This window comes from Acidovorax sp. JHL-3 (assembly GCF_000526295.1).
In the GTDB taxonomy this organism is placed as follows: Bacteria; Pseudomonadota; Gammaproteobacteria; order Burkholderiales; family Burkholderiaceae_C; genus Acidovorax; species Acidovorax defluvii.
Genome location: NZ_JAFU01000001.1, coordinates 721,246 through 745,716, shown reverse-complemented (window position 1 = coordinate 745,716; position 24,471 = coordinate 721,246). Strand labels below are relative to the sequence as shown.

General features: G+C 66.0%; 23 protein-coding genes. 14 read left to right on the top strand and 9 right to left on the bottom strand.

Annotated features, from left to right (window positions below; genetic code table 11):
- Positions 1-78: 78 nt before the first annotated feature.
- The 4 genes from K226_RS0103395 (at position 79) to ubiD (ending at position 3,169) form a co-directional block, all read left to right on the top strand.
- Positions 79-621, top strand: a complete 543-nt coding sequence (locus K226_RS0103395; protein WP_024813466.1) for an SCP2 domain-containing protein — start codon at positions 79-81, stop codon at positions 619-621.
- Positions 618-1,025, top strand: coding sequence for a putative zinc-binding protein (locus K226_RS0103390; RefSeq protein WP_024813465.1), 408 nt, complete (start codon positions 618-620; stop codon positions 1,023-1,025). Before K226_RS0103395 ends, K226_RS0103390 begins: the two co-directional genes overlap by 4 nt.
- The gene (locus K226_RS0103385; protein ID WP_024813464.1) at positions 1,018-1,614 is read left to right on the top strand and encodes a UbiX family flavin prenyltransferase; all 597 of its coding nucleotides are present in this window, start codon (positions 1,018-1,020) and stop codon (positions 1,612-1,614) included. The genes K226_RS0103390 and K226_RS0103385 overlap by 8 nt, the downstream gene beginning before the upstream one ends.
- Positions 1,615-1,681: 67 nt before the next feature.
- Positions 1,682-3,169, top strand: coding sequence for a 4-hydroxy-3-polyprenylbenzoate decarboxylase (gene ubiD / locus K226_RS0103380; protein WP_024813463.1), 1,488 nt, complete (start codon positions 1,682-1,684; stop codon positions 3,167-3,169).
- Between the two features lie 188 nt (positions 3,170-3,357).
- Here ubiD and K226_RS0103375 read toward each other — a convergent pair whose 3' ends face one another.
- On the bottom strand, positions 3,358-3,663 hold the full coding sequence (locus tag K226_RS0103375; RefSeq protein ID WP_024813462.1) for a flagellar basal body protein: 306 nt from the start codon (positions 3,661-3,663) through the stop codon (positions 3,358-3,360).
- Positions 3,664-3,741: 78 nt separating this feature from the next.
- The gene (locus tag K226_RS0103370) at positions 3,742-4,704 is read right to left on the bottom strand and encodes a LysR family transcriptional regulator (RefSeq protein WP_202899872.1); all 963 of its coding nucleotides are present in this window, start codon (positions 4,702-4,704) and stop codon (positions 3,742-3,744) included.
- Between the two features lie 129 nt (positions 4,705-4,833).
- Here K226_RS0103370 and K226_RS0103365 point away from each other — a divergent pair, with 129 nt between their 5' ends.
- The 4 genes from K226_RS0103365 (at position 4,834) to K226_RS0103350 (ending at position 9,972) form a co-directional block, all read left to right on the top strand.
- A complete protein-coding gene (locus K226_RS0103365; protein WP_024813460.1) occupies positions 4,834-6,192 on the top strand; it encodes an aspartate aminotransferase family protein in 1,359 nt (452 codons plus the stop codon).
- Between the two features lie 335 nt (positions 6,193-6,527).
- Entirely contained in the window at positions 6,528-8,846 is a 2,319-nt protein-coding gene (locus tag K226_RS0103360; protein ID WP_024813459.1) for an NADP-dependent malic enzyme, read from the top strand.
- A gap of 155 nt (positions 8,847-9,001) precedes the next feature.
- A complete protein-coding gene (locus K226_RS0103355) occupies positions 9,002-9,409 on the top strand; it encodes a ribonuclease domain-containing protein (protein ID WP_024813458.1) in 408 nt (135 codons plus the stop codon).
- Between the two features lie 137 nt (positions 9,410-9,546).
- Complete coding sequence (locus K226_RS0103350) at positions 9,547-9,972, top strand: barstar family protein (protein WP_024813457.1); 426 nt, start codon at positions 9,547-9,549, stop codon at positions 9,970-9,972.
- A 288-nt stretch (positions 9,973-10,260) separates the two neighbouring features.
- On the opposite strand, the gene rsmA is transcribed toward K226_RS0103350, so the two are convergent.
- Genes rsmA through K226_RS0103330 form a run of 3 tightly spaced genes read right to left on the bottom strand, consistent with a single transcriptional unit; the run spans position 10,261 to position 14,848 of the window.
- Positions 10,261-11,031 carry a 16S rRNA (adenine(1518)-N(6)/adenine(1519)-N(6))-dimethyltransferase RsmA gene (gene rsmA, locus K226_RS0103340; protein WP_024813456.1) on the bottom strand — a complete coding sequence of 257 codons (771 nt, stop codon included), beginning with the start codon at positions 11,029-11,031 and terminating at the stop codon, positions 10,261-10,263.
- 13 nt (positions 11,032-11,044) lie between these two features.
- Positions 11,045-12,445 (bottom strand): peptidylprolyl isomerase, encoded by a 1,401-nt coding sequence (locus K226_RS0103335; RefSeq protein WP_024813455.1) that lies wholly within the window; start codon positions 12,443-12,445, stop codon positions 11,045-11,047.
- A gap of 9 nt (positions 12,446-12,454) precedes the next feature.
- Positions 12,455-14,848 (bottom strand): LPS-assembly protein LptD, encoded by a 2,394-nt coding sequence (locus K226_RS0103330; protein ID WP_035240846.1) that lies wholly within the window; start codon positions 14,846-14,848, stop codon positions 12,455-12,457.
- A 126-nt stretch (positions 14,849-14,974) separates the two neighbouring features.
- Here K226_RS0103330 and K226_RS0103325 point away from each other — a divergent pair, with 126 nt between their 5' ends.
- Together K226_RS0103325 and K226_RS0103320 are read left to right on the top strand one after the other, a co-directional pair.
- Positions 14,975-16,183, top strand: coding sequence for an aminoglycoside phosphotransferase family protein (locus tag K226_RS0103325; protein WP_024813453.1), 1,209 nt, complete (start codon positions 14,975-14,977; stop codon positions 16,181-16,183).
- 91 nt (positions 16,184-16,274) lie between these two features.
- The gene (locus tag K226_RS0103320; RefSeq protein WP_024813452.1) at positions 16,275-17,015 is read left to right on the top strand and encodes a 16S rRNA (uracil(1498)-N(3))-methyltransferase; all 741 of its coding nucleotides are present in this window, start codon (positions 16,275-16,277) and stop codon (positions 17,013-17,015) included.
- Between the two features lie 23 nt (positions 17,016-17,038).
- Here K226_RS0103320 and K226_RS0103315 read toward each other — a convergent pair whose 3' ends face one another.
- The 3 genes from K226_RS0103315 to K226_RS0103305 all read right to left on the bottom strand — a co-directional run bounded on the left by K226_RS0103315 (position 17,039) and on the right by K226_RS0103305 (position 19,611).
- Positions 17,039-17,356 (bottom strand): antibiotic biosynthesis monooxygenase, encoded by a 318-nt coding sequence (locus tag K226_RS0103315; protein ID WP_024813451.1) that lies wholly within the window; start codon positions 17,354-17,356, stop codon positions 17,039-17,041.
- A gap of 1 nt (position 17,357) precedes the next feature.
- Positions 17,358-17,921, bottom strand: a complete 564-nt coding sequence (locus K226_RS0103310; RefSeq protein WP_024813450.1) for a DUF3617 domain-containing protein — start codon at positions 17,919-17,921, stop codon at positions 17,358-17,360.
- Positions 17,922-18,312: 391 nt separating this feature from the next.
- Positions 18,313-19,611: an acyl-CoA dehydrogenase family protein gene (locus K226_RS0103305; RefSeq protein ID WP_024813449.1), complete on the bottom strand. Its 1,299-nt coding sequence runs from the start codon at positions 19,609-19,611 to the stop codon at positions 18,313-18,315.
- A gap of 250 nt (positions 19,612-19,861) precedes the next feature.
- Between K226_RS0103305 and K226_RS0103300 the strand changes: the two genes are divergently transcribed.
- Positions 19,862-20,680 (top strand): SOS response-associated peptidase, encoded by an 819-nt coding sequence (locus K226_RS0103300; RefSeq protein WP_024813448.1) that lies wholly within the window; start codon positions 19,862-19,864, stop codon positions 20,678-20,680.
- Positions 20,681-20,977: 297 nt separating this feature from the next.
- Here K226_RS0103300 and K226_RS0103290 read toward each other — a convergent pair whose 3' ends face one another.
- Entirely contained in the window at positions 20,978-21,226 is a 249-nt protein-coding gene (locus K226_RS0103290) for a DUF2061 domain-containing protein (protein WP_024813447.1), read from the bottom strand.
- A gap of 217 nt (positions 21,227-21,443) precedes the next feature.
- On the opposite strand from K226_RS0103290, the gene K226_RS0103285 reads away from it, so the two are divergent.
- The 3 genes from K226_RS0103285 to K226_RS0103275 all read left to right on the top strand — a co-directional run bounded on the left by K226_RS0103285 (position 21,444) and on the right by K226_RS0103275 (position 24,326).
- Positions 21,444-22,487 (top strand): SPFH domain-containing protein, encoded by a 1,044-nt coding sequence (locus K226_RS0103285; RefSeq protein ID WP_024813446.1) that lies wholly within the window; start codon positions 21,444-21,446, stop codon positions 22,485-22,487.
- A gap of 105 nt (positions 22,488-22,592) precedes the next feature.
- A complete protein-coding gene (locus K226_RS0103280; RefSeq protein WP_024813445.1) occupies positions 22,593-24,083 on the top strand; it encodes a DUF4178 domain-containing protein in 1,491 nt (496 codons plus the stop codon).
- 21 nt (positions 24,084-24,104) lie between these two features.
- Positions 24,105-24,326, top strand: coding sequence for a DUF350 domain-containing protein (locus tag K226_RS0103275; RefSeq protein ID WP_024813444.1), 222 nt, complete (start codon positions 24,105-24,107; stop codon positions 24,324-24,326).
- Positions 24,327-24,471: the final 145 nt, after the last annotated feature.

Sequence of the window (24,471 nt, the reverse complement as noted above, 5' to 3'; positions counted from 1 at the left end):
TGCTATCAAATTGTTAGTTTCTGGCAGCGCGTTGCACCGCCCCGCAGCGTGCGCGCCGCTGCTTGAACAGGAAAAACCATGAACGCTTCCACCACGCCCCCGGCCCCCTTCGTCCTGCCCTCTCCCGTGGCGGCGTTCACGTCGCGCCTGCCGGCGTTTCCGGGCTCGCTGCTGCTGGTCACGGCGCTCAACCTGGGCGTGGCGCGCCAGTTGCCGCGCGATGTGGGCGACATGCTGCTGAACAAGCGCCTGCGCATCCATGTGCGCGATGCCGGGGTCACCTTCGACTTCACCTGGACCGGCGGTGCCTTTGCCCCGCGCGCGCGCCACGCCGAAGCCGACCTCTGCATCAGCGCCTCGGCGCATGACTTTGTGCTGCTCGCGCAGCGCCAGCAGGACCCCGACACGCTGTTCTTCAACCGCCGCCTGGTCATGGAAGGCGACACCGAGCTGGGTTTGGTCGTCAAAAACACGCTCGACGCGCTGGAGCTGCCCGTGCTTGACCTGCAGCAGTGGGCGCCGCGCCAGGTGCTGGCGCGCCTGTCGGCACTGCGCCCTGGCGCCCGGTCCGCACACAGCGCCTCGGGTGCCGATCCGCTCTATCCGGGTACCCGGCCATGAACCGCGCGGCCGACCCCCGTCCGCTGGTCTATTCGTGCTCGGGCTGCTCCAGCGCCGCGCAACTGGCCAACCATGTGGCGCTGCAGCTTGATCGACGCGGCGTGGCCGAGATGTCGTGCATCGCCGGGGTGGGCGGTGATGTGCCGCACCTCATGAAGATCGTGCGCTCGGGCCGCCCCATCATTGCACTCGATGGCTGCCCGCTGGTGTGCGTCAAAAGCACGCTGGCGCGCCACGGCATTGCGGCCGACCGCCATTACCAGCTGCAGCAATACGGCGTGAAAAAACGCACCCACGAAGATTTTGACCCCGCGCAGGCCGCCCTGGTGCTGGAGCAGGTAGAGGCCGACCAGCAGGCTGAGCCCTTGCGCGCCAGCGCCGCCGAGATGGCCCCGCATGGCTGAGCCGGTGCGCACCCGTCGCATCATCGTCGCCATATCGGGTGCCAGCGGCGCCGTGTATGGCGCACGGTTGCTGCAGGTGCTGCGGGGCTTGCCCGGCATCGAGACGCACCTGGTTGTCTCTGACGCAGGCTGGCGCAACCTGCAGCATGAGCTGGGCATGGAGCGCCCGGCCGCCCAGGCCCTTGCGCACCAGGTGCATGACGTGAACAACGTGGGCGCCGCGATTGCCAGCGGCTCGTTCCAGTGCCATGCCATGGTGGTGGCGCCGTGCTCCATGCGCACGCTGGCGGCCATTGCCCATGGCCTGGCCGACAACCTGCTGACGCGCGCGGCCGACGTGATGCTCAAAGAGCGCCGCCGCCTGGTGCTGATGGTGCGCGAGACGCCGCTGCACCTCGCCCACCTGCGCAACATGGTTGCCGTCACCGAGATGGGCGGCATCGTGTGCCCACCGCTGCCCGCCTTTTACCTGCGCCCGCAAACGGTGGATGATGTGGTGAACCACAGCGTGGCCCGGGTGCTGGACCTCATTGACGTAGACCACCAGCTTGCACCGCGCTGGCAGGGCCTGGAGCTGGATGCTCCTTGATTCATAGCTGCTAGCGCTTATCCCATAAGCGCTAGCGGTCAATTTCACTCAAAACCTCTGGAACCCCATGGCTTACCGCGACCTGCGCGATTTCATGGCCCAGCTCGAAGCCACAGGCGAACTGCGCCGTGTGCACGAGCCCGTGTCGCCGCACCTGGAGATGACCGCCCTGAGCGACCGCGTGCTGCGCGCGGGCGGCCCGGCACTGCTGTTCGAGCAGCCCACGGGCCACCACATGCCGGTGCTCACCAACCTGTTTGGCACCACCGGGCGCGTGGCCCGCGCCATGGGTGTGCCCGACCTGCGTGGTGTGCGCGCCTTGGGTGAACTGCTCGCTACCCTCAAGGAGCCCGAGGCGCCCAAGGGCTTCAAGGACATGCTGGGCATGGGCCAGCTGCTCAAGACCCTGTGGAACATGGCGCCGCACACCGTGGGCCGGGGTGCACCCTGCCAGCAAGAGGTGTGGGAAGGCCCCGATGTGGACTTGGCCCGCCTGCCCGTGCAGCACTGCTGGCCGGGCGACGTGGCACCGCTCATCACCTGGGGCCTGACCATCACGCGCGGACCACGCAAGGCGCGGCAGAACCTGGGCATCTACCGCCAGCAGGTGATTGGGCGCAACCAGGTCATCGTGCGCTGGCTGGCCCACCGGGGCGGCGCACTCGATTTTGCCGACCACTGCGCTGCAAATCCCGGCAAGCCGTACCCCGTGGCCGTGGCGCTGGGCGCCGACCCGGCCACGCTGCTGGGTGCCGTCACGCCCGTGCCCGACTCGTTGAGCGAATACCAGTTCGCGGGCCTGCTGCGCGGCGCACGCACCGAGGTCACGCCCGCGCTGGGTCTGCCGCTCACCGTGCCCGCCACAGCCGAGATCGTGCTCGAAGGCCATATCCAGCCCGACGCCAAACATGCCAGCGGTTGGCAGCACGCGCTGGAAGGGCCGTATGGCGACCACACCGGCTACTACAACGAGTGCGCCGAGTTCCCCGTGCTCACCATCGACCGCATCACGCTGCGCAAGGCCCCGATCTACCACAGCACCTACACCGGCAAACCGCCCGACGAGCCCGCCGTGCTGGGCCTGGCGATGAACGAGCTGTTCATCCCGCTGCTGCAAAAGCAGTTTCCCGAGATCGTGGACTTTTACCTGCCGCCCGAAGGCTGCAGCTACCGGATGGCGGTGGTGAGCATCCGCAAGGCCTACGCGGGCCATGCGCGGCGCGTGATGATGGGCGTGTGGAGCCACCTGCGCCAGTTCATGTACACCAAGTTCATCGTGGTGGTGGACGCCGATGTAGATGTGCGCGACTGGAAGGACGTCATCTGGGCCATCACCACCCGCATGGACCCGGCGCGCGACACCATGATGGTGGAGCACACGCCCATCGACTACCTGGACTTCGCCTCGCCCGTGAGCGGCCTGGGCAGCAAGATGGGCATGGACGCCACCAACAAGTGGCCCGGCGAGACGCAGCGCGAGTGGGGCCGCCCCATGCAGATGACCGCCGAGGCGACGGCGCGGGCAGAGCAACTGTTTCAGGCGCTGGGGCTGTAAGGCGCCAAAGCGTGGCGTCGGTGCTTTCTTTCGGCGTGCCGAGGGGCTGTGCAGGCGGTGCGCGCCGGATTTGAAAAGCCGGGCCCGACGGGCCCGTGGTATCGCCTGTTTTGGCGTCATCCGTCCAATAAAAAGCCCCATCGGGTGGGGCATGTCAGGGCACCTGGGCAGGTGGGTTTGTTGTGCTTTCAGGCTTTCACATCGAGCAGCGAACCCAGCATCTGGTCTTGTGTCTTGATGGTTTGCAGACTGGCCTTGAAAGCATAGGTGGCCGACATCTGCTCTACGGCCTCCTGCTCCAGCGCCACCCCTTTTTCGTTGGCCTCGCGCTCCACCGTGGCACGCACGCCCGCGCTGTCGGCCACGGCTTGCTGCGCCACAGACAGGCGGCGGTAGCCGGGGGTGTTGGCATTGGCCACGTTGTTGGCCGAGGCATCCAGCCGCAACTGGGCGGCCTGCAAGCCGGAACTGCCAATCGAAGACAGGGATACCATGGAACGCCTTACACAAAGTTGCAACTACAGCCTGCATTCTGCCGCCTGCCGCAGGGTGCGCGCAAGGCCGCCTGCCCATCAACCATGCGCATCCAGCAGGCACTGCGCAAACGCCTGCGCAGCGCGGGTCGGCTGGGGCGACTTGCGCAGCACGCTGACGAACTGGCAGCGGTAGAAGAACTGAGCAGGCTGCACGGCCTGCATCTGGCCCTGGCGCTCGAAGGCCTCGGCATAGTGGTCGGGCAGAAAGCCCAGGTAGCGTCCCGAGAGGATGAGCGTGGCAATCGACTCCTGGTCAAACCCCGTGGCCTTGCGCGGCAGGCGGGTGCTGTGGCTCAGCTCCATGTTGGGTGAGTGGTAGCCCAGCCCGGCAAACTGGTAGGCGCGCAGCGATTCCCAGGTCAGCGCGGCATGGTCCGTGCCATACAGCGGGTGGCGCGCGCCGCAGTACAGCAGCATGGTTTCGGCAAACAGGTCGGCGTAGACCAGGCTTTGCGAGGTGCGGTGCGCCGGGATGATGCCCACATGGAAGCTGCCATCGATCAGCCCGCGCTCGATCGCCGGGATCGACGCCACATGCATCTGTAGGCTGACCTCGGGCGCTTGGCTGGCAAACAGCGCAATGGCGTCGCCAATGTGCGCGGCCGGGTTGCTGGCGGTCTTGTCGAACACCGCCACCTCAAGGCGCCCGCCCATGCGGCGGTGGATGTCGTCGATGCTGCTGCGAAACGCCTCCACGGCCGACAGCAGCCGCAGGGTTTCGTCGTAAACGCGCTGGCCTTCGGCCGTGAGGGCAAAACCCGCCCGACCCCGGCGGCACAGCGTGAGGCCCAGGCGGGTTTCCAGGTCTTTCATGTGGCGGCTGACGGTGCTGGTGCCGATGTTCAGCTCTAGCTCGGCGGCCGACATGCCGCCGCACTCCACCACGGCCTTGAACACCTGCAGCAGGCGCAGGTCCATGTCGCTGAGCTGGCCCAGCACGGCGCGGTGTTTGGTGGGCGGTGGGATCGCGACGCGCGACGCAGGTGGTTTCACTTGCATAAAACGTCAAGTAAACATTGATATTGAATTATTTGAGAGATTAACAGCCGGCGCAACAATGCCCTGCGTCCTGCCCTGAACCTATGGGGTGGAGCGTCTTTTTATCGCCGTCATGCACTGGAGAACCCCATGAGCTTTGCCCCCATCGACACTCCCGCAGCTGGTGCCGCTCCCCGCATGGACGCTGAGTGGCTCGACGCGCACTGGATGCCCTACACGGCCAACCGCCAGTTCAAGGCCAATCCGCGCATGATCGTGGAGGCCAGTGGCGCCTATTTCACCGACAGCGAAGGCCGCAAGATTTTTGACGGGCTCTCGGGCCTGTGGTGTTCGGGCCTGGGCCACGGCCGCCGCGAGATCGCCGAAGCCATTGGCAGGCAGGCGATGAAGCTGGACTACGCGCCCGCCTTCCAGTTTGGCCACCCGCTGTCGTTCGAGCTGGCCAACCGCGTGAAGGAGCTGACGCCTGCGGGGCTGGACTACGTGTTCTTCACCGGTTCGGGGTCTGAATCGGCCGACACCTCGCTCAAGATGGCCCGCGCCTACTGGCGCGCCAAAGGCCAGGGCACCAAGACGCGCCTCATCGGCCGCGAAAAGGGCTACCACGGCGTGAACTTTGGCGGCATCTCGGTGGGCGGCATCGTGGCCAACCGCAAGCTGTTTGGCCAGGGCGTCGAAGCCGACCACCTGCCCCACACCCAGCCGCCCGCAGGCTCGTTCCACAAGGGCATGCCCCCCACGGGCAAGGAGCTGGCCGACCGCCTCCTCGATGTAATCGCGCTGCACGACGCATCGAACATCGCGGCGGTGATCGTCGAGCCGTTCTCGGGCTCGGCCGGTGTGGTGATCCCGCCCGTGGGCTACCTGCAGCGCCTGCGCGAAATCTGCACGCAGAACAACATCCTGCTGATTTTTGACGAGGTGATCAGCGGCTTTGGCCGCTCGGGCGCGTTCACGGGAGCCGAGGCCTTTGGCGTGACGCCCGACATCCTGAACTTTGCCAAGCAGGTCACCAACGGCGCGCAGCCCCTGGGCGGCGTGGTGGCCAGCAAGGAGGTCTACGACACCTTCATGGCTGCCGGCGGCCCCGAGTACATGCTCGAATTCCCGCACGGCTACACCTACTCGGCCCACCCCGTGGCGTGCGCGGCAGGCCTTGCGGCGCTCGACATCCTGCAAAAGGAAGACATGATCGGCCGTGTGAAGGCCCTGGCGCCGTACTTCGAGCAGGCCGTGCACAGCTTGAAGGGCGCCAAGCATGTGGCCGACATCCGCAACTTCGGCCTGGCTGCTGGCTTCACCATTGCGCCGCTGCCCGGCGAACCCGCCAAACGCCCTTACGAGATCGCGATGAACTGCTGGAAGAAGGGCTTTTACGTGCGCTACGGTGGCGACACCATCCAGCTGGCGCCGCCGTTCATCAGCGAGAAGGCCGAAATCGACCGCCTGATCAACGCACTCGGTGACGCGCTGGCGGAAACGGCGTAACACACGCCTGCATCGCCCAACAATTCTCCAGCTTGCTGAAGGTTGTTTGCTATAGTAATAATAGCTATTGACGCTTTATGGGTAAGCGCTAGAGGCATTTTTCATGCGTATTGTGGCCGGTCCTGCCGAGCATCTGCCAGGCCGATGGATTTGCGCTCCCCGCAGCGCCGCTTCGATCCTTTTCGCAAACAGGTGCTTTCACCGGGCAAGCGCCCTGGCGGGTCAGGGTTTCTACCGCGCGAAGCCTACAATGCACCTCCCCCTAACAAGCTGACGGCCCGCCCGGAGCAGATCAACCGCGGACCCCGGCACTTTCTGAAAGCTGGAGACGCTTGATGCCCGAGAACACCACGGCCGATCACAACAACCTTCCCGACAAGCGCGCGCTGCTGCGCAAGGCAGCGCTGGAGTACCACGAGTTTCCCAAGCCCGGCAAGATCTCGATTGCCGCGACCAAGCAGATGGTCAACCAGCACGATCTGGCGCTGGCCTATTCGCCCGGTGTGGCCGCACCGTGCGAAGAAATCGTCAAAGACCCCAACGCCGCCTTCAAGTACACCAGCCGCGGCAACCTGGTGGGCGTGGTCACCAACGGCACCGCCGTGCTGGGCCTGGGCGACATTGGCCCGCTGGCGGGCAAGCCGGTGATGGAGGGCAAGGCGGTTCTGTTCAAGAAGTTCTCGGGCATCGATGTGTTCGACATCGAGATCAACGAGAAAGACCCTGAAAAGCTGGTTGAGATCATTGCCAGCCTGGAGCCGACCTTTGGCGGCATCAACCTCGAAGACATCAAGGCGCCCGATTGCTTTTATGTCGAGCGCAAGCTGCGCGAGCGCATGAAGATCCCGGTCTTTCACGACGACCAGCACGGCACAGCGATCACCGTGGGCGCGGCCATCCTGAACGGCCTCAAGGTGGCGGGCAAAGACCCCAAAAAGATCAAGCTCGTCACCTCGGGTGCGGGTGCCGCCGCACTGGCCTGCCTGGGCCTGCTGGTCAAGCTGGGCATTCCGCGCGAGAACATCTGGGTGACCGACCTGGCGGGCGTGGTCTACGAAGGCCGCACCGAGCTGATGGACGAGGACAAGATCCAGTTTGCGCAAAAGACCACGGCGCGCACGCTGGGCGAAGTGATTGCGGATGCCGACGTCTTCCTGGGCCTGTCGGCCGGCGGTGTGCTCAAGAAAGACATGGTGGCCAAGATGGCCGCCCGCCCGCTGATTTTTGCCCTGGCCAACCCCAACCCCGAGATCCAGCCCGAGGACGTGAAGGCCGTGCGCGATGACGCCATCATTGCCACGGGCCGCTCGGACTTCCCCAACCAGGTCAACAACGTCCTGTGCTTTCCCTACATCTTCCGGGGCGCGCTCGATTGCGGCGCCACCACCATCACGATGGAGATGGAAATCGCCGCCGTGCACGCCATCGCCGAGCTGGCCCAGGCCGAGCAGAGCGAGGTGGTGGCCGCGGCCTATGTGGGCGAGCCTCTGGCCTTCGGCCCGGAATACCTGATTCCCAAGCCGTTCGACCCGCGCCTGATGATGATGATTGCCCCGGCCGTGGCCCAGGCCGCCGCCGAAAGCGGTGTGGCGCTGCGTCCGATCGCCGACATGGACGCTTACCGCGACCATCTGCAGACCTTCGTGTACGCCTCTGGCACCACCATGAAGCCCATCTTCACCGCCGCCAAGGCTGCCGCCAAGAAGCGCGTGGCCTATGCCGAGGGCGAAGAAGAGCGCGTGCTGCGTGCCGCACAGATCGTGGTGGACGAAAAAATCGCCCGCCCTACGCTGATTGGCCGCCCGGCCATCATCGCGCAGCGCATCGAAAAGTTCGGCCTGCGACTGCAGGAAGGGCGGGACTACGACATCGTCAATGTCGAGCAGGACCACCGCTACCGCGACTTCTGGCAAACCTACCACCGCATGACCGAGCGCAAGGGCGTGACCGCCCCGATCGCCAAGATCGAAATGCGCCGTCGCCTGTCGCTGATTGGTGCCATGCTGCTGCACAAGGGCGAAGTGGATGGCCTGATTGCGGGCACCTGGGGCCACACGGCGCACCACCTGAACTACATCGAACAGGTGATTGGCAAGCGCCCCGGCGTGACCACTTTTGCCTGCATGAACGGCCTGCTGTTGCCCGACCGCCAGGTGTTTCTGGTGGACACCCACGTCAACTACGACCCCACGGCTGAGCAGCTGACCGAAATCACCATGATGGCGGCCGAGGAAATGCTGCGCTTTGGCATCAAGCCCAAGGCGGCCCTGTTGTCGCACTCCAACTTTGGTTCCAGTGACCAGCCCAGCGCCGTCAAAATGCGCCGGACGCTGGAGCTGCTGCGCGTGCAGGCGCCCTGGCTCGAAGTGGATGGCGAGATGCACGGCGACGTGGCTCTGGACGGCAAGGCGCGCGCCGCGCTCATGCCCCACAGCACCCTGGCGGGCGATGCCAACTTGCTGGTGCTGCCCAACATCGATGCGGCCAACATTTCCTACAACCTGCTCAAGACAGCGGCCGGCGGCAACATTGCCATTGGCCCCGTGCTGCTGGGTGCGGCCCAGCCGGTGCATATCCTCACGGCCAGCACCACGGTGCGGCGACTCGTCAATATGACAGCCATCACCGTGGCCGACGCCAACGCAGCACGATAAGCCTCCAACAAATAGCGTGCACTAACTCTGGTGCACCACTAATGCCCTCGGCGCCTGCCCAATCTTTGTGCAGGCGCTTGCTTTTTGGGGGGCTTTGAGCGACACTAGCCCGTTGAAATTTCGGGTTAACCCGTAGTTTCTGAAAGGTGTCGTTGATGCTCAAGGCTGTAGCCACCCAAGTGCGAAAAGCAGGGGTTTTGTGTGTTGTGGGTGTTGCGTTGGTCCTGGGCCCGGTTGCCGGACATGCCCGGAAATCTCCGTCTCACGACGGTTCCATGGCTTCCATATCCGTGGCAGAGCTGCCCCCCCAGGGACGTTCGACGTATGCGCTGATCCACCATGGAGGCCCTTTTCCGTACGACAAGGACGGAACAGTGTTTGGCAACCGTGAACGGTTGTTGCCGGCCCACCAGCGCGGCTACTACCGTGAATACACCGTCAAGACCCCCGGCGCGCGCAATCGTGGCGCCCGGCGCATTGTGTGTGGAGGCAAGCCCCGGGTGCCGGACGCCTGCTATTACACCAGCGACCACTACGCCAGTTTTCGCAGGATTGTCGAATGATGTCCGAAGTGTTGTCCGCCCGCCCCAGCCGGGGCAGTGGGCAGCCAGGCCCCTTGTTTTCCCGACCCGAAACACGCATCCTGCGGTTTTGCGGTCAGCCAGAAGTTTTTGGACCTAATAAAGAAAGAGCAACGGAGATGCAGACGCCCCTTCGTAAAGACCAGGAAACGCCACTGCGTGGCGTGCGCACCAACATCGTGCAATCCATTCGCGCTTTCCGCGTGCAGGATCTGCAAGATGCGGCAGCTTCCCTCGGTCAACATTTTTTGTATGCCAACCTGGCCCATGCCCAGTCCAAACAGGATGTGCTGGACCTGATTGCCGCGCAGTTCACCTTTCCGTCGCACTTCGGCAAGAATTTCGATGCGCTTTACGACTGCATGACCGATCCCCTGCACAAATCCGGGCCGCAGCCGGGCTTCATCGTGGTGCTCGAGCAGATTCCGGCCACGGGCAAGTTCGACAAGGAAGCGCGCGAGCAGCTGCTCGATATCTTCCGCGATGCCGCAGATTTCTGGGGCGACCGCAAGATTCCGTTCCGCTGTTTCTATTCTTTTCTGTAGCCCGTTCTGCAACCACCAGCCAAGCAGAACGGGCGAACGAGGCTAAGGAAACGGTAGCGGTCCAGGGCATTGCCATCGATCCCGAAACCGCCGAGAAGATGCCCACCGACAAACTGGTCGATATCTCGCCCATGGCATTGCGCATGAGCAGCCCGTTCAATGCGGGCTACTGGCTGACCGCCGCCTGAGCCCCGCGCCGCGCAGAAAGCGCGCGCATGAAAAACCCGCCATTCGGCGGGTTTTTTGCATCAAAACGGGCTCTGGCCCTTGTTGGGTAAGCGCTAGGCGCTATGCTTTTTGATCAAGCGACAGGGCCAGCGCCAGATATTCATGCACTGGCACTTCTTCTGCGCGGCGCTGGGTGTCAAAGATGCCGGCAAAGCCCCGGCCTTCCAGCCAGCGGCCCAGGGTGTGGCGCAGCAGTTTGCGGCGCTGGCTGAAAGCCACCTGCACCAGCTCGGACAGCAGTGCCGTGCGCACCGCCGCTGGTGCGGCATGGGGCACCATGCGCACCACGGCACTGTCCACGCGCGGCGGAGGATCAAAGCTCTCGGGTGGCACGAACAGCACGTTCTCCATGGCATAGCGCCACTGCAGCATGACCGAAAGGCGCCCGTAGTCCGAGGTGGCTGGCGACGCCACCATGCGGTCTATCACCTCTTTTTGCAGCATGAAATGCTGGTCTTCGATCACCTGCACATGCTCGAGCAGGTGGAACAGGATGGGCGTGGAGATGTTGTAAGGAAGGTTGCCGACCACCCGGATTTTGGGCACGCCCAGCGTGTGGGCCAGTTGCGTGAAATCGACCTTCAGTACGTCCGACTCTATGACATCGAGCTGCCCGTGCAGCCGCAGCCGAAAGGCCAGGTCGCGGTCGAGCTCAATCACTGTCAGGCGCCCCAGGCGCTCTACCAGCGGCTGGGTGAGGGCGGCCAGGCCAGGGCCAATTTCCACCATCGGCTGGCCGGGCAGCGGCGCGATGGCGCTCACGATGGATTCGATGATGCCGCCGTCCGCCAAAAAATGCTGGCCGAAGCGCTTGCGGGCAATGTGTTTCATGCAGTGGCCATCTTCACTGCGGTGCTTCGCGGTATTCGACGTAGGCCCGGCCCCGCAACTCCTGCATCCAAGTGGTGAGGGCTTCCTCGACCTTCTTTTCGCGCACCGTGTCGCGTGCCATGTCCCGCTGCTCACGCTGGGTGAGCTTGGCCTCGCGGCGCTCGACCAGCTGGATCAGGTGCACGCCAAAACGCGAAACCAGGGGCTCGCTGATGTCGCCGGGCTTGAGTGCATTCAGGGCCTGCTCGAACTCGGGCACGTAGCGGCCCGGATTGGCCCAGCCCAGATCGCCGCCCTGTTTGGCGCTGCCATCCTGTGAGTGCTCGCGCGCCAATTCGGCAAAGTCTGCCTGGCCCGCGACGATGCGGCGCCGGTAATCGGCCAGCCGCGCTGCGGCGGCGCTTTCGGTGAGCTGGGGCCCCGTGCGCAGCAGGATGTGGCGCACGTGGTTTTGGGTGACCAGGGTGGGAATGCCGGTGGTGGACTTGTCTGCCAGCTTGAGCACATGGAAACCCGCCCCGGACCGCACGGGCCCGGCGATGCCGCCCACGGGCAGCTGCGTCGTGGCGCTGACAAACAATTCGGGGTAGCGGTCGGCCGGGCGCATGCCCAGCAGCCCGCCTGCCGTTTTGGCCTCGGGGGCGTCCGAGAACTCGGCGGCCACCGCGGCGAAATCCTCTCCGGCACGCACCTTGTCGGCGGCGCGCTGGGCGCGGGCCTGGCGCTCGGCCACCTGGGCAGGGCTGGCGTTTTCGGGCACCGCCACCAGAATGTGGCCCAGGTTGATGTCGAGACGGGAGGCATCGGCACCCGATTGCTGCTCGCGCAGGTACTGGTCCACGTCCAGATCGCTCACGCGCACCCGGGACTGCACGTCGCGCTCGCGCAGGCGCTGCAGCAGCAGCTGGTTGCGCAACTCTTCGCGAAAGCGCTCCTTGCTGATGCCGTCGGCGGCCAGCCGGCGGTGCATCTCGGCCAGGCTCACGTTGTTTTGCTTGGCCACGCTCTCCTCGGCCTGGCCCACGGCAAAGTCGTCCACCTTCATGCCGACTTCGCGGGCCAGTTGCAGCTGGATTTTTTCCAGGATCAGCCGCTCCAGCACCTCGCGCGCCAGCACGTCTGCGGGCGGCAGGGCAGCGCCCTGCTGGGCCATCTGCTGTGCGATACGCGTTGCCCGGGCCCGTACCTCGTTGTTGGTGACGGGCTCTGAGTTGACCACCGCCACGATGAAATCGGCTTGGCGCAGTGCCGTGCTGGCGCCAGATGCGGGCAGGGTGAACGAAGGCGCCGCAGGCGACATGCGCGAGAGGCCAGTGCCTGCAGCCCCCGAGGGGCGCAGACCCTGCGCCGCAGCGCCCTGGGTCAAGAAAGATGCCAGGCACGCCAGGCCCAAAGCAATTGCACGGTGGTTCATGGTGTCAGGTCAGTCATAGTTGCTGAAGCGGCTGGGGGTGCTGACCTGCTCGCGCAGGTATTGGTAGCGCGGCACATTCCGCCTCAAGGTTTCCAGGGGGCTTGCGCCCAGGCTCAGGCGCGAGAAGCCCACAAATTCGATCTGGAACAGCAGCCGCGTGTTGGAGGTGGTCACGCTGCTTTGCAGGCGCTCCAGCACCACGCGGCCAATCCAGCAGCAGCTGTCGTATTCAAAGCCCACCACGGTATCGACGAGCTTGCGGTCCTGCAGGCTGTAGTTCAGGCGGCCCACGGTGTACCAGCGGCCGCTGCCTTTGCCCTGGCCTTGGGCGCGCTCGGGGCCGCGGTCTGCGCCCTGGCCGCCCCACAAGGCCGCCAGCGGCCACTGCCAGCCCACGTCGATTTGCTCGCTGGTGCCGCGCTGCAGCCGGTAGACCGCGTTCACGGTGCGGTAGTTGCCCGGGCTGTAGCGCGCACCCACGGTGGAGCGGATGGAGCGCTGCGTCTTGGGGTTGTATTGCACGGTGGAGTCAAAGCCCCACTGCGGTGCCCAGTTGATGCCCGCGCCCAGCAGCACATCGGACAGGCGCTCGCTGACCGGTGCACCACCCGGCAGGGTCACGTTCTGGTCGGAGAACCGCAGGCGCTGGGCGATGCCCAGGCGCAAGGCCTCTGCGCCGGTGTCGGGATTGAGAAAACGCGTGGTCACGCCCAGGGTGAGCAGGTTGTTGTCGGCCAGGCGGTCATTGCCGACATAGGGGTTCTCGGTGTAAATGGTGCCAAAGTTGAAGTCGGTAGCCCCGGTGTCATACAGCGGCAGGCGGCTCTGGTCGCGAAAGGGCGTGTAGGTGTAGAAAGCGCGGGGCTCCAGCGTCTGCGTGAAGGCGCGCCCCAACAAACGTGCATCGCGCTCGAACACCAGCCCGCTGTCCAGGCTGAAGGTGGGCAGGGTGCGGCTGGCCGAGCGCTCCCCGCTGACCAAAGGGTTGTCGAACTGGTATTGCGTGGCGTGCAGCTGCAGCTTGGGGATGACGAAGCCCCCCGGCGCCAGAAAGGGGCGGCTCAGCTGGGCCTGCACAAAGCTGCGCTGGCCGTCGGCCGGGTTGGGCAGCGCACGGTCCGCCTCGAAGCGGGTGGTGTCGGCCACCATGCTGAAATCCAGGCCCCGCCCCAGATCCTGGGGCGTGTAGCGCCACAGCAGCTGGGGCATGAGGTTGTAGGGCGGCACGATGGGTGACGCCACATCCTGCAGGGCCTGCCACTTGAGCGTGCGCACCTGGGCCGACATGTTGCCGCCCGCCCACGACGCCGTCGCGTCGCTGGGCAGCAGGCGCTGGCGCAGCGGCAGCGCGGCGCGCCCGAAGTCGCGCCAGTAGTTGTCGTCACTCACCCGGTTGAGGTTGAGGTTCAGGCCCACACCGCCCATGGGGGTGCTGATCATCCCCTGGTGCTGCGCCGAATACCCCCAGCGCACGCGGTCGCGCTGGCTGTCGGTGGGCATCAGGCTGGCGTCCACTTGGCCCTGGTAGTTGGTTTCGAGGTAGCGGAACTCGCCCCCGACTTCAATGCCCCGCTTGGCCATGATGGCGCCGCGCAGTGTGGCGTCCCGGTTGGGGGCGATGTTCCAGTAGTAGGGCTGGATGTATTCGAGGCCATTGCGGCTGTCCAGGCCCACCGTGGGCGGCAGCAACCCGGACTTGCGCTTGTCCGACAGCGGAAACGTGATGTGCGGGATGGGCAGCACCGACACGCCCTTGAACTCCAGCACGGCACCTTCGGCAGTGCCTACTTCTTCGACGTTGTCCAGGCGGATGGACTGGGCGCGCAGCACCCAGTCGGGTTCCCAGCTGGCGGAGTCGTCGCGCTGGCAGGTGGTGTAGGTGGCGTTGTGCACCACGGCGCGGTCGCGGTCCAGAAAATCCACCCGCGTGGCATCGCCATGGGCACCGGTCTGCAGGAAGCGGTAACGCGCGTCGCTGAAAAACCCCTTGAACGCATCCACATGCAGCGCCAGCTCCGAGCCGTCATAGGTGTTGCCGGCCCGGTTGATGTGCACCTGCCCCTGCGCCTGGGCCAGATCGTCGGGCACGGTGTACTCCAGCCGATCGGCACGGATCACGGTATCCCCGCGGCGCAGTTCGGCATTGCCGTCGATCACCGCCTTCACATCGGGCTGGCCGGTGATGCGGTCTCCCGACACAAACACCGGCAGCTGGGGGCGCACCTCTGCCGGCAGGGTCTCTTGCAGTTGCGGGCTGCGGCGCAGTGCGGGCGGGGCATCCCACGCGCTCTGTGCATCGGCCTGCGCCAGTGCAACCAGCGGCACGCCGCACCACGCCAGCGCCACGGCATACGCCAGAGGGTGCAACCCCGGCCGACGGGCGCGCGCAGCGGCTTGCGGCAACGGCCGGGAAAGGGGGTGAGATTTCTGCACGAAAGGGGGCTGGCAGCGGGGCACGTCGGGCAATATGGACAGGGCTTTGGAAACGGCCCGCGCCAGGCAGGGCGGGTTTGTAAAATGGGATTATCCATGAGCCACCCCTCCTCCCCCCCAACGCCCCTTGCCGCGGCATCGCCCGCTCCCGCCAGCCCCGTCAGCTGGCCCGATGCGGCCCGGCAAGCCGCGTTCGAACAATGGCTCGCGCCGCTGGTGCAAAGCCACCAGCTGCTGCCCGCCAGCCTGCGCCCGGCCTCGGCCGACGCCAGCTTTCGCCGCTACCTGCGCATCGACAGCGCGGCCGGCGCCAGCTGCATCGTGATGGATGCGCCGCCCGACAAGGAAAACTGCCGCCCCTTTGTGCAGGTGCAAGCGCTGATGGCAGCTGCCGGCCTGAACGTGCCACACATCCTGGCCTGGGACGAACCCGGCGGCTTCATGCTGCTGAGCGATCTGGGCAACACCACGCTGATCGAGTTGCTCACTCCCGAAAACCCCCAGGCCGCGCTGGGCTGGTATCTGCAGGCCACCGATGTGCTGCTCGATTGGCAAAAGGCCTCGAAGCCGGGCGTGCTGCCCGCCTATGACGAAGCCCTGCTGCGCCGCGAACTGGCGCTGTTCCCTGACTGGTATCTGGGCCAGCACCGCGGCATCACGCTCGATGGCAAGCAGCAGGCCACGCTGGCCAGAGCCTTCGATGCCATCGTGGCCCACAACCTGGCGGCTCCCAACGTGTTCGTCCACCGCGATTTCATGACGCGGAACCTGATGGCCCCCACGCTCCCCGCTGCGCGTGGTTCGCTGCCCCCCGGGGGGGCGCTCGCCGCCTTGGGGCGGCCCGGCGGCGGCTCGGATGGCGCTGCCGATGCGCCCCTGGGCGTGCTGGACTTCCAGGACGCCGTATACGGCCCCATCACCTACGACATTGCCAGCCTGCTGCGCGACGCCTTCATCAGCTGGGAAGAAGAATTCATCATCGACGTGACCGTGCGCTACTGGGAAAAGGCGCGCAAGGCCGGCCTGCTGGGCGCGCACAGCGCCAGCGGCTGGGGCGACGACTTTGGCGAGTTTTACCGCGCCGTCGAATGGATGGGGCTGCAGCGCCACCTCAAGGTGGCCGGCATCTTTGCCCGCCTCACGCTGCGCGACGGCAAGCCCAAATACCTGGCCGATGCGCCGCGCTTCATGGGCTACATCCGCGCCACGGCCCACCGCTACCGGCAGCTCGGGCCGCTGCTCAAGATGCTGGACCAGATCGAAGGCACCGAACCCGTCACGGGTTTTGCCTATGGCCGCATGTAGAAGCTGAAATCGGTTCCATTGCTCAATATTGAGTCAAAACAGCCATTGGCCCTTATAAATAAAGCGCTAATAGCTATATTAAAGATAGCAAATGCCCCGTTTTCATTGCCCGGCGCCCCTGGCCACCGGGGCCGAGATTGATCTGCCCCCCGGCGCCGCGCGCCATGTGCAGGTGCTGCGCCTGCAACCGGGCGACGGCATCACGCTGTTCCATGGCGGCCAGGGTGCGGACAGCCCCGGGGGCGAGTTCGATGCCACCGTGCTGCGCATGGGCCGCAGCGATGTGCGCGTGCAGGTGGGCGCCCACCACGCCATCGAGCGCGAAGCCCCGCGCGCCGTGCACCTGCTGGCGGGCATCACCGCCAACGAGCGCATGGACTGGCTGGTAGAAAAAGCCACCGAGCTGGGTGTGGCCAGCATCACGCCGCTGGTGGCCGAGCGCAGCGTGCTCAAGCTCAAGGGCGAGCGTGCCGAGAAAAAACTGGCCCACTGGCAGGCCGTGGCCGTGGCAGCGTGCGAGCAGTGCGGGCGCAACCGCGTGCCCGTGGTGCATGACGCGGTGGACCTGGCCGGCTGGGTGCGCGCCCAAGCCCCATTGCAAGCACAGGGCACACGGCTGCTGCTGTCACTGCGCACCGGCACACAAGCGCTGCGCATGGCGGCGGCGGGTGGCGGCGGGCTGATTTTTCTTTCGGGCCCCGAGGGCGGGCTGAGCAGCACCGAGGAAGACCTGGCCCTTGCGCACGGTTTTGCACCCGTCACCCTGGGGCCCCGCGTGCTGCGCGCCGAGACCGCGCCGCTGGCCGCTCTGGCGGCGCTCACGCTGCAATAGCTGCCGCAGCCGCGCCGCGCGCGCTACATGCCGTAGTCGCGCTCCACGCGGGCAATGCGCGTCTTGAAGCCTGCGTACCACTGCGCCCGGCCCAGGCGCTGGGCGTCCTGGTGCTCGGCATTCGCTTTCCAGGCGGCGATGGAGGCGAGGTCCGCCCAGTACGACACCGTGATGCCCAGGCCCTCGCGCGCCGACTCCACGCCCAGAAAGCCGGGTTGCTGCGCGGCCAGCTCCACCATGCGCTCGGCCATGGCGCCATAACCCTGGTCGCCCTCGGTGCGCAGGCTGGTGAAAATCACCGCGTAATACGGCGGCGCGGGGGTGTGGGCGAAGCTGTCCACCTCATCGTCCCATCGGCACGGGCTTGATCGTGCCGCAGTTGTCCGACAGCCACTTGCCGGACTGCGCCATGTCAATCTGCTCGGGCTTGCCCTCGTTTTCGGTCTTGATCTTGAATTGACCCGTGTAGGCCGTGGGGCCCTGCATGCTGACCGTGCCATCGCCACTGGACGGCGGCTGGCCCTGGCCGCCCTTGCAGCTGAAGGCGACTTTCATGGTGCTGGCGTTGATGCGCTGCACCTTTTGCGTGCAACCCTCCTGCTGCGGAACGGTGTCCATATCGGCCTGCTCCTGGGTGACGCAGACCTTTACCGTCTGGCCCTTGGGCCCCATGCCCACGCCCTGCTGGGCCATCATCTGTTCCATCTGCTTGCGCTGCGCGGGCGGCATGCTGGCCAGGGACTTCTGCATCTCGGCCATGGCGGCTTCCATCTGCCCACTCTGGCTTTTCATCGTCATGCTGTGTTCCCACAGCCCGGGGCGCATTTTTTGCGGCTGGGCGTGGGCCAGGCCCATGGCGCTGGGCAGCAGCACGGCAGTGGTGACGGCGATGGCAAATAGGTGCATGGCAAGGCTCTCCGGGCGGGATGACGAAAGACCCACAGTATCCCTGAGAGCCTGTTCATGATCTTTTCATGGAGCCCGTTGCCCCGCCCAGGTGGTGGCTGCAAGGCGCACACCGCAGCCGGGCTGGTGGCCCGGCGAGGATTTGCAACGCCGCAGACGCCGCCTGGGCGGGGCAACCCTTCGGGCAAGGCAGCAAAACGCCGCACTCCGCGTTGCCCGCCTTGTCCAGGCCACCAGCATGGCCTGCGGCGCGCGCCTTGATTGCGGCGTTTTGCTGCCTTGCGGGCTCCATGAAAAGATCATGAACAGGCTCTAAGCCGCGCAGGGCTGCCAAGGGCCCGTGCGCGGGCGCGCAGCGGTTGCAGCAACCGGATGTGCTGGCGGGCTGCGCTCAGGCGCTCAGGTGGGGCGGCGCACGTAGCTGCTCAGGCGTGGTGAACCATGCGGCCGAAGCGCCCAGGCCCGCACGCGCCTGGGCCAGCTCGTGCCGCGCCACGGTGCGCAGGTGCACCTCGTCGGGCCCGTCCATCAGGCGCAGGGCGCGGCCCCAGGTCCACAAGGAGGCCAGCGGCGTGTCGGGCGACAGGCCCATGGCGCCAAAGATCTGCATGGCGCGGTCCACCACGCGCTGCTGCAGGCGCGCGGCCACCACCTTGATGGCGGCGACCTGGGCACGCACCTGCCGGGCATCTGCCCCATCGGCTGATTCGCCCTGGTCCAGCAACCAGGCCGCCTGCAACACCAGCAGGCGCGCCTGGTCGATCTCGATGCGCGACTCGGCTATCCACTCCTGCACATTGGCCTGCTCGGCCAGCGGTTTGCCAAAGGCGGTGCGCTCCAGCGCGCGCTCGGTGGCCAGGGAGAGGGCCAGCTCGCACTGGCCGATGGTGCGCATGCAGTGGTGCACCCGCCCCGGCCCCAGGCGTGCCTGCGCCATGGCAAAACCGGTGCCCCAGTCGCCCAGCAGCTGGCCGGCGGGTACGCGCACACCCTGCAGCAAGATCTCGCAATGCCCCTCGGGCGCATGCTGGTGCAGCACGCTGATGTTGCGCACGATCTGCACGCCCGGTGCATCCGCGGGCACCAGCACCATGCTGTGGCGGTGGTGGCTGTCGGCCCCATCCGCATCGGCGTTGCGGCACAGCACGATGAGCAGCCGGCAATGCGGGTGCGCCGCGCCGGTGATGAACCACTTGCGGCCGCTGATCACCAGGTCGTCACCATCACGCCGCACCGTGGTCTGCAGGTTGGTCGGGTCGGACGAGGCCACGTCCGGCTCGCTCATGGCAAAGGCCGAGCGCATGCGCCCCTCCAGCAGCGGCGCGAGCCATGCGGTGCGCTGTGCGGGCGTGGCAAAGCGGTGTAGCAGCTCGATGTTGCCGGTGTCGGGCGCGTGGCAGTTGAACACCTCGGCCGCCCAGGGCAGGCGGCCCATGGTTTCGGCCAGCGGCGCGTAGTCCAGATTGGACAGGCGCGTGCCGGGCTCGTCGGGCTGCAGCGTGGGCAAAAACAGGTTCCACAGTCCTTCCTCGCGCGCCAGGGCCTTGAGGTCTTGCAGAAACGGCGGCGGGTAGTCGCCCGCCTGCACCGCTGCGTGCCAGGCCGCGTTGTAGGGCAGCAGGTAGCGGTCCATGAACGCCAAGAGGCGCTCGCGCAGTTGCCGGGCCAGGGGAGAAGGTGCGAAGTCCATGCAGGCATTGTGAAAACCCGCGCGGCCCGTGTCACAACGCAGGCGACATGGGGCTTGATGCACGTCACGGTTTCACGCTGGAAACGGATGCAGAACCGGCTGCAGAAGCGGGTGTGGAAACGGCTGCGAAAAGGGCCCAGAAACAGGCTTCGCTCAAACCGCTTCGCTTTTCATAGCTGTCAGCGCACATCGGACAAGCGCCAGAGGCCTTTTTGACTCAAACTGCCGCGCACGCAGGTACCATGCCCCGATGAGTACCCATTACGAAACCCTGCAGCAAGCCGACACCTACCGCGAGGCGTTTGCGGTGGAGCCCCCAGCGGCCCTGGGCGAGCGCCACCTGTGGCCGCGCAAGCCAGGCTTTTTTATCGTGCATGAAGCCACGGCGGCGGCCATGGCCAATCCCTCGGCGCAGCCTGCGCAGCCGTCACAGCCGCCACAAACGCCCCCCGCGCCACAGACCGATCTGCCAGCGCCACCGGCGGATGCGGGCACCGAAGCCACCAGCGAAGCACCCGCGCGCCCTGCGCAGCAGCGCGTGCTGGTGCCCGCGCAGTGGGGCCTGGTGCCGCACTGGGTCAAGTCGGCGTCCGACGCCAAGCTGCGCGCGCCCAAGCTGGTCAACGCCAAGTCGGATACCGCCTCCACCGGCACGCCGTTTCGTGATGCGTGGCTCAACGGCCAGCGCTGCATCGTGCCCATGACCGCGTTTTACGAAGACGACCTGCGCAGCGGCAAGGCCGTGCCCACCCGCGTGGCCCGCGTCGACGGCAAGCCCATGGGCGTGGCGGGCCTGTGGGCGCGCTGGCAAGGGGCCGACGGCGAAGTCATCATCAGCTATTGCCTGCTCACGGTGAACGCCAACAACCACGCGCTGTTGCACCGCTATGGTCAGCCGGGCAGCGAAAAGAGCATGCCCGCCATCCTGAACGAAGGCGCCTACGACGCCTGGCTGACGGCGCGCCCCGACAAGGCCAAGGAATTCATGCGCCAGTACGCGGCCCAGTGGCTGCTGGCCAACCCCGTGGAAAAGAAGGCCGACAAGGTGCCCAAGGGGTTGCTGGGCTGAGCACGGGCTGGACAGGGGCCCGAGGACCGGGTGGACCCGGTCGACCAAGGTGCGATGGCCGCACGAACGCCATCGAAGCCACCGGGCCTTTCACGCCTGTCAAAAGCGCAAGGCCAGGCTTGCAAAGGCTGAAAAGCGGAACGGCACGTTGCGATGCCTTACTCGGCCCGCGCCAGCCCCGCCAGACGGTGCACAAGCCAGCGCTGAAAAGCCAGGCCGGCTGCGGATCGGCTGCGCAAGGGGATGGTGTACATGGTGGGTTCCTCGCGTTTTTGGTGTTGAACGGGTGTGCGCTGTTCAGGCGCCTTGCAGTGCCGCAGCCTCGGCTGCATTGCGGCGAGCGGCCCGCTCCCAGGCCTTTTCATGGAAGAAAAAGGCCACGGCCTGCACCGTAGGCTCCAGCAGGCTCAGCGTGAGCGATGCCCACAGGTTGCCCGTGACGGCATAGGCCACCAGCGCGGCCACACAGATGTGGATGAGGTAGTAGCTGCCCGTTTTCATCAGCATGGTCTTGTTTTTTTGAGCGGTGCGGCGGATGAGGGACATGGCGGACTCCTTGGCTTCAACAGGGCCCGCAGTGAAATGCAGGCACAGTCAAATGGTAGTCATTCTCAATATCGGAGGCCAATTGATCGTGCCTAAACCGGGGATAGCCGCGGTCAAGATGCGCCACATCGCCCGAAGAAGCCGCTTTCGCCTTCACAGCCCGTTGCTATGATGGCCGCTCTTTTCTCCAACCCCTCACCGCACCCGGGAGCACCGCATGGCCCTCATGGACTTCATCAAGAAACAGTTCATTGACATCCTTGAGTGGACCGAGGACGGCGACGGCACCCTGGCCTGGCGCTACCCGATGGCGGGGATGGAAATCCAGAACGGCGGCACGCTGGTGGTGCGCGAGTCGCAGATGGCGGTGTTCGTCAACGAAGGCCAGGTGGCCGACGTGTTCGGCCCCGGCACCCACAAGCTGACCACGCAGACCCTGCCGGTGCTCACGTATTTGAAGAACTGGGACAAGCTGTTCCAGTCGCCCTTCAAGAGCGACGTGTACTTCTTCAGCACGCGCCAGCAGATCGACCAGAAATGGGGCACGCCCCAGCCCATCACCATCCGCGACAAGGACTTTGGCGCGGTGCGCCTGCGCGCGTTCGGCAACTACGCCTATCGCATCGCCGACCCCAAGCTGTTCCACACCGAAATCTCGGGCACGCGCGAGTCCTACCCCGTGGCCGACCTCGAAGGCCAGCTGCGCGGCATGGTGCTGCAGAACATCAGCAACGCCATTGCGGGCAGCGGCCTGCCGTTTCTGGATCTGGCCGCCAACCAGGTGATGTTTGCCGACGCGCTGGCCAAGGAACTCGCCCCGCACTTTGCCAAGATCGGCCTGGTGATCGAGAGCCTGACGGTGCAGAACGTCTCGCTGCCCGAAGAGCTGCAGAAGATCCTCGACCAGAAGATCGGCATGGGCATGGTCGGCAACGACATGGGCAAGTTCATGCAATACCAGACGGCGCAGGCCATTCCCAAATTCGCCGAAGGCGCGGGCAGTGGCGGTGGCGGCATTGCCGGTGACGCCATGGGCCTGGGCGCCGGCGTGGCGCTGGGCCAGGTGCTGGCGCAGAACCTGCAGGCCGGCCTGCAGGGCGGCGGTGCGCAGGCCGCCCCCGCAGCGGCCGCGCCCGCGGGCGTGCGCCCCGACGAAGTGATGGCCACGCTCGAGAAGCTGGGCGAGCTCAAATCCAAGGGCATCCTGACCCAGGAAGAGTTCGACGCCAAGAAGGCCGAGCTGCTGAAGAAGCTGGTCTGAGCCCGGTCACTATAAAAACAATAGCTGCCTGCGCTGGAGGGATAAGCGCTAGAGGCCAAAAAGGCTTCAGAACCGCGTAGCGCGGCGCAGGCACCCGCCCCCACGATGGCCACCGACCCCACACAGCGCTATTACCGCGCGCCCTGCCCGGGCTGCGGCGCGCCGGTTGAATTTCGCAGCGCGCAGTCCACCCACGCCGTCTGCGGCTACTGCCAGAGCACCGTGGTGCGCAGCGGCGAGGTGCTCACGCGCCTGGGCAAGATGGCCGAGCTGTTCGACGACCACAGCCCGTTGCAGCTCATGGCCAGCGGGCGCATCCAGCTCGATGGCAAGGACGTTCCCTTCACGCTGATTGGCCGCCTGCAATACAAGGGCGACGCGGGCGTGTGGACCGAATGGGCCGCCTTTTTGCAAGACGGCACCCTGGCCACGCTCGGCGAAGACAACGGTGCCTACGTCTTCACCCGGCCCATCGACCCGGGCCGCGAGATGCCCACGCCCGAGCGCTTTCGCATCGGCACCACCACCGCCATCAACGGCAAGCCCTACAGCGTGGCCTACACCGGCCAGGCGCAGCTGATATCGGCCCAGGGCGAGCTGCCCAAGCTGCCGCCGCTGGGCCAGCCCTTCGGCATGGTGGAGCTGCGCAGTGCCGACGGCGAAGTGGTCAGTATTGACTACGGCCACACCCCGCCCAGCGTGGAGCGCGGCCGCGCCGTGCTGCTCGAAGACCTGCAGCTGCAGGGCCTGAAGGACGAATCGGCCAAGGACGAAAAAGGCCGCCAGTTCAACTGCCCGCACTGCGGCGCGCCGGTGCAGGTGCAGCTTGCCACCACCAAAAGCCTCACCTGCGGCTCGTGCGCCAGCATCATCGACCTCAGCAGCGGCGTGGGTGGCGAGCTGCGCTCGGCCGAGCAGGACGAACCGGTGCGCCCCATCATCCCGCTGGGCACCAAGGGCCAGCTGCAGGGCGTGCACTGGCAGGTGGTGGGCTTTCAGCACCGCATGGGCGTGGAGCCCGGCGACGACGAACACTTCGGCTGGAGCGAATACCTGCTCTACAACCAGAAGCGCGGCTTCGCCTTTCTGGTCGATTCGGAAGAAGGCTGGAGCATGGTGCGCCCCACCACGGGCGCGCCGCAGCTGGCATCCAATGGCCGCAGCGCCACCTACATGGGCACCCAATACGAGCTCAAGTACACCTACGAGGCCGAAACCACCTACGTGCTGGGCGAGTTTTACTGGCAGGTCACGCGCGGGCAGAAAACCAGCAACCGCGACTTTGCCAGCGCCAAAGGGCTGCTGTCGATGGAGCAAAGCCGCAATGAGATCACCTGGTCCGCGGGTGACAAGCTGTCCAGCGACACCGTGGTCAAGGCATTCAGGCTGGAAGACAAAAAAGACGTGTTGCAGCGCGACGACCCCGGCCCCTTCGTGGCCGCCAAGGGCGTGGGCTGCGGCACCGTCATCCTGATTGCCTTCGTCCTCCTGATCCTGCTCATCATCCTGAGCGACTGCTCGGGCTCATCGGGCGGCAGTTACCGCAGTTCGGGCGGCTCGTTCGGGGGCTACTCCTCCGGCGGCAGCCACAAATGACATTTCAAGGAGAAACACACCATGATGGGAATCGAATGGCTCCGGCCCGCAGCCTTCCTCGGGTCCATGCTTTATGCGCTGATCGGCGTGGTCATCTTCTGGCTGTGCTTCGTCCTGGTCGACAAGATCACGCCGTACGACCTGTGGCGCGAAATCGTTGAAAAGCAGAACAAGGCCCTGGCCATGGTGGTGGCCGCGATGTGCCTCGGGATCAGCATCATCGTGGCGGCGGCGATTCATTGATGGGACACCCCCCTGAGCGGCTTCGCCGCTTCCCCCCGCTCTCGCAGCGCAGTGCGCTGGGGGCAAGGGGATGCCACCAGCGCCCGGAGTGCGACATGCTGGCGGCCCTTGCGCGGTGCCCACTGGCCACGGCCGCGCCCATTGC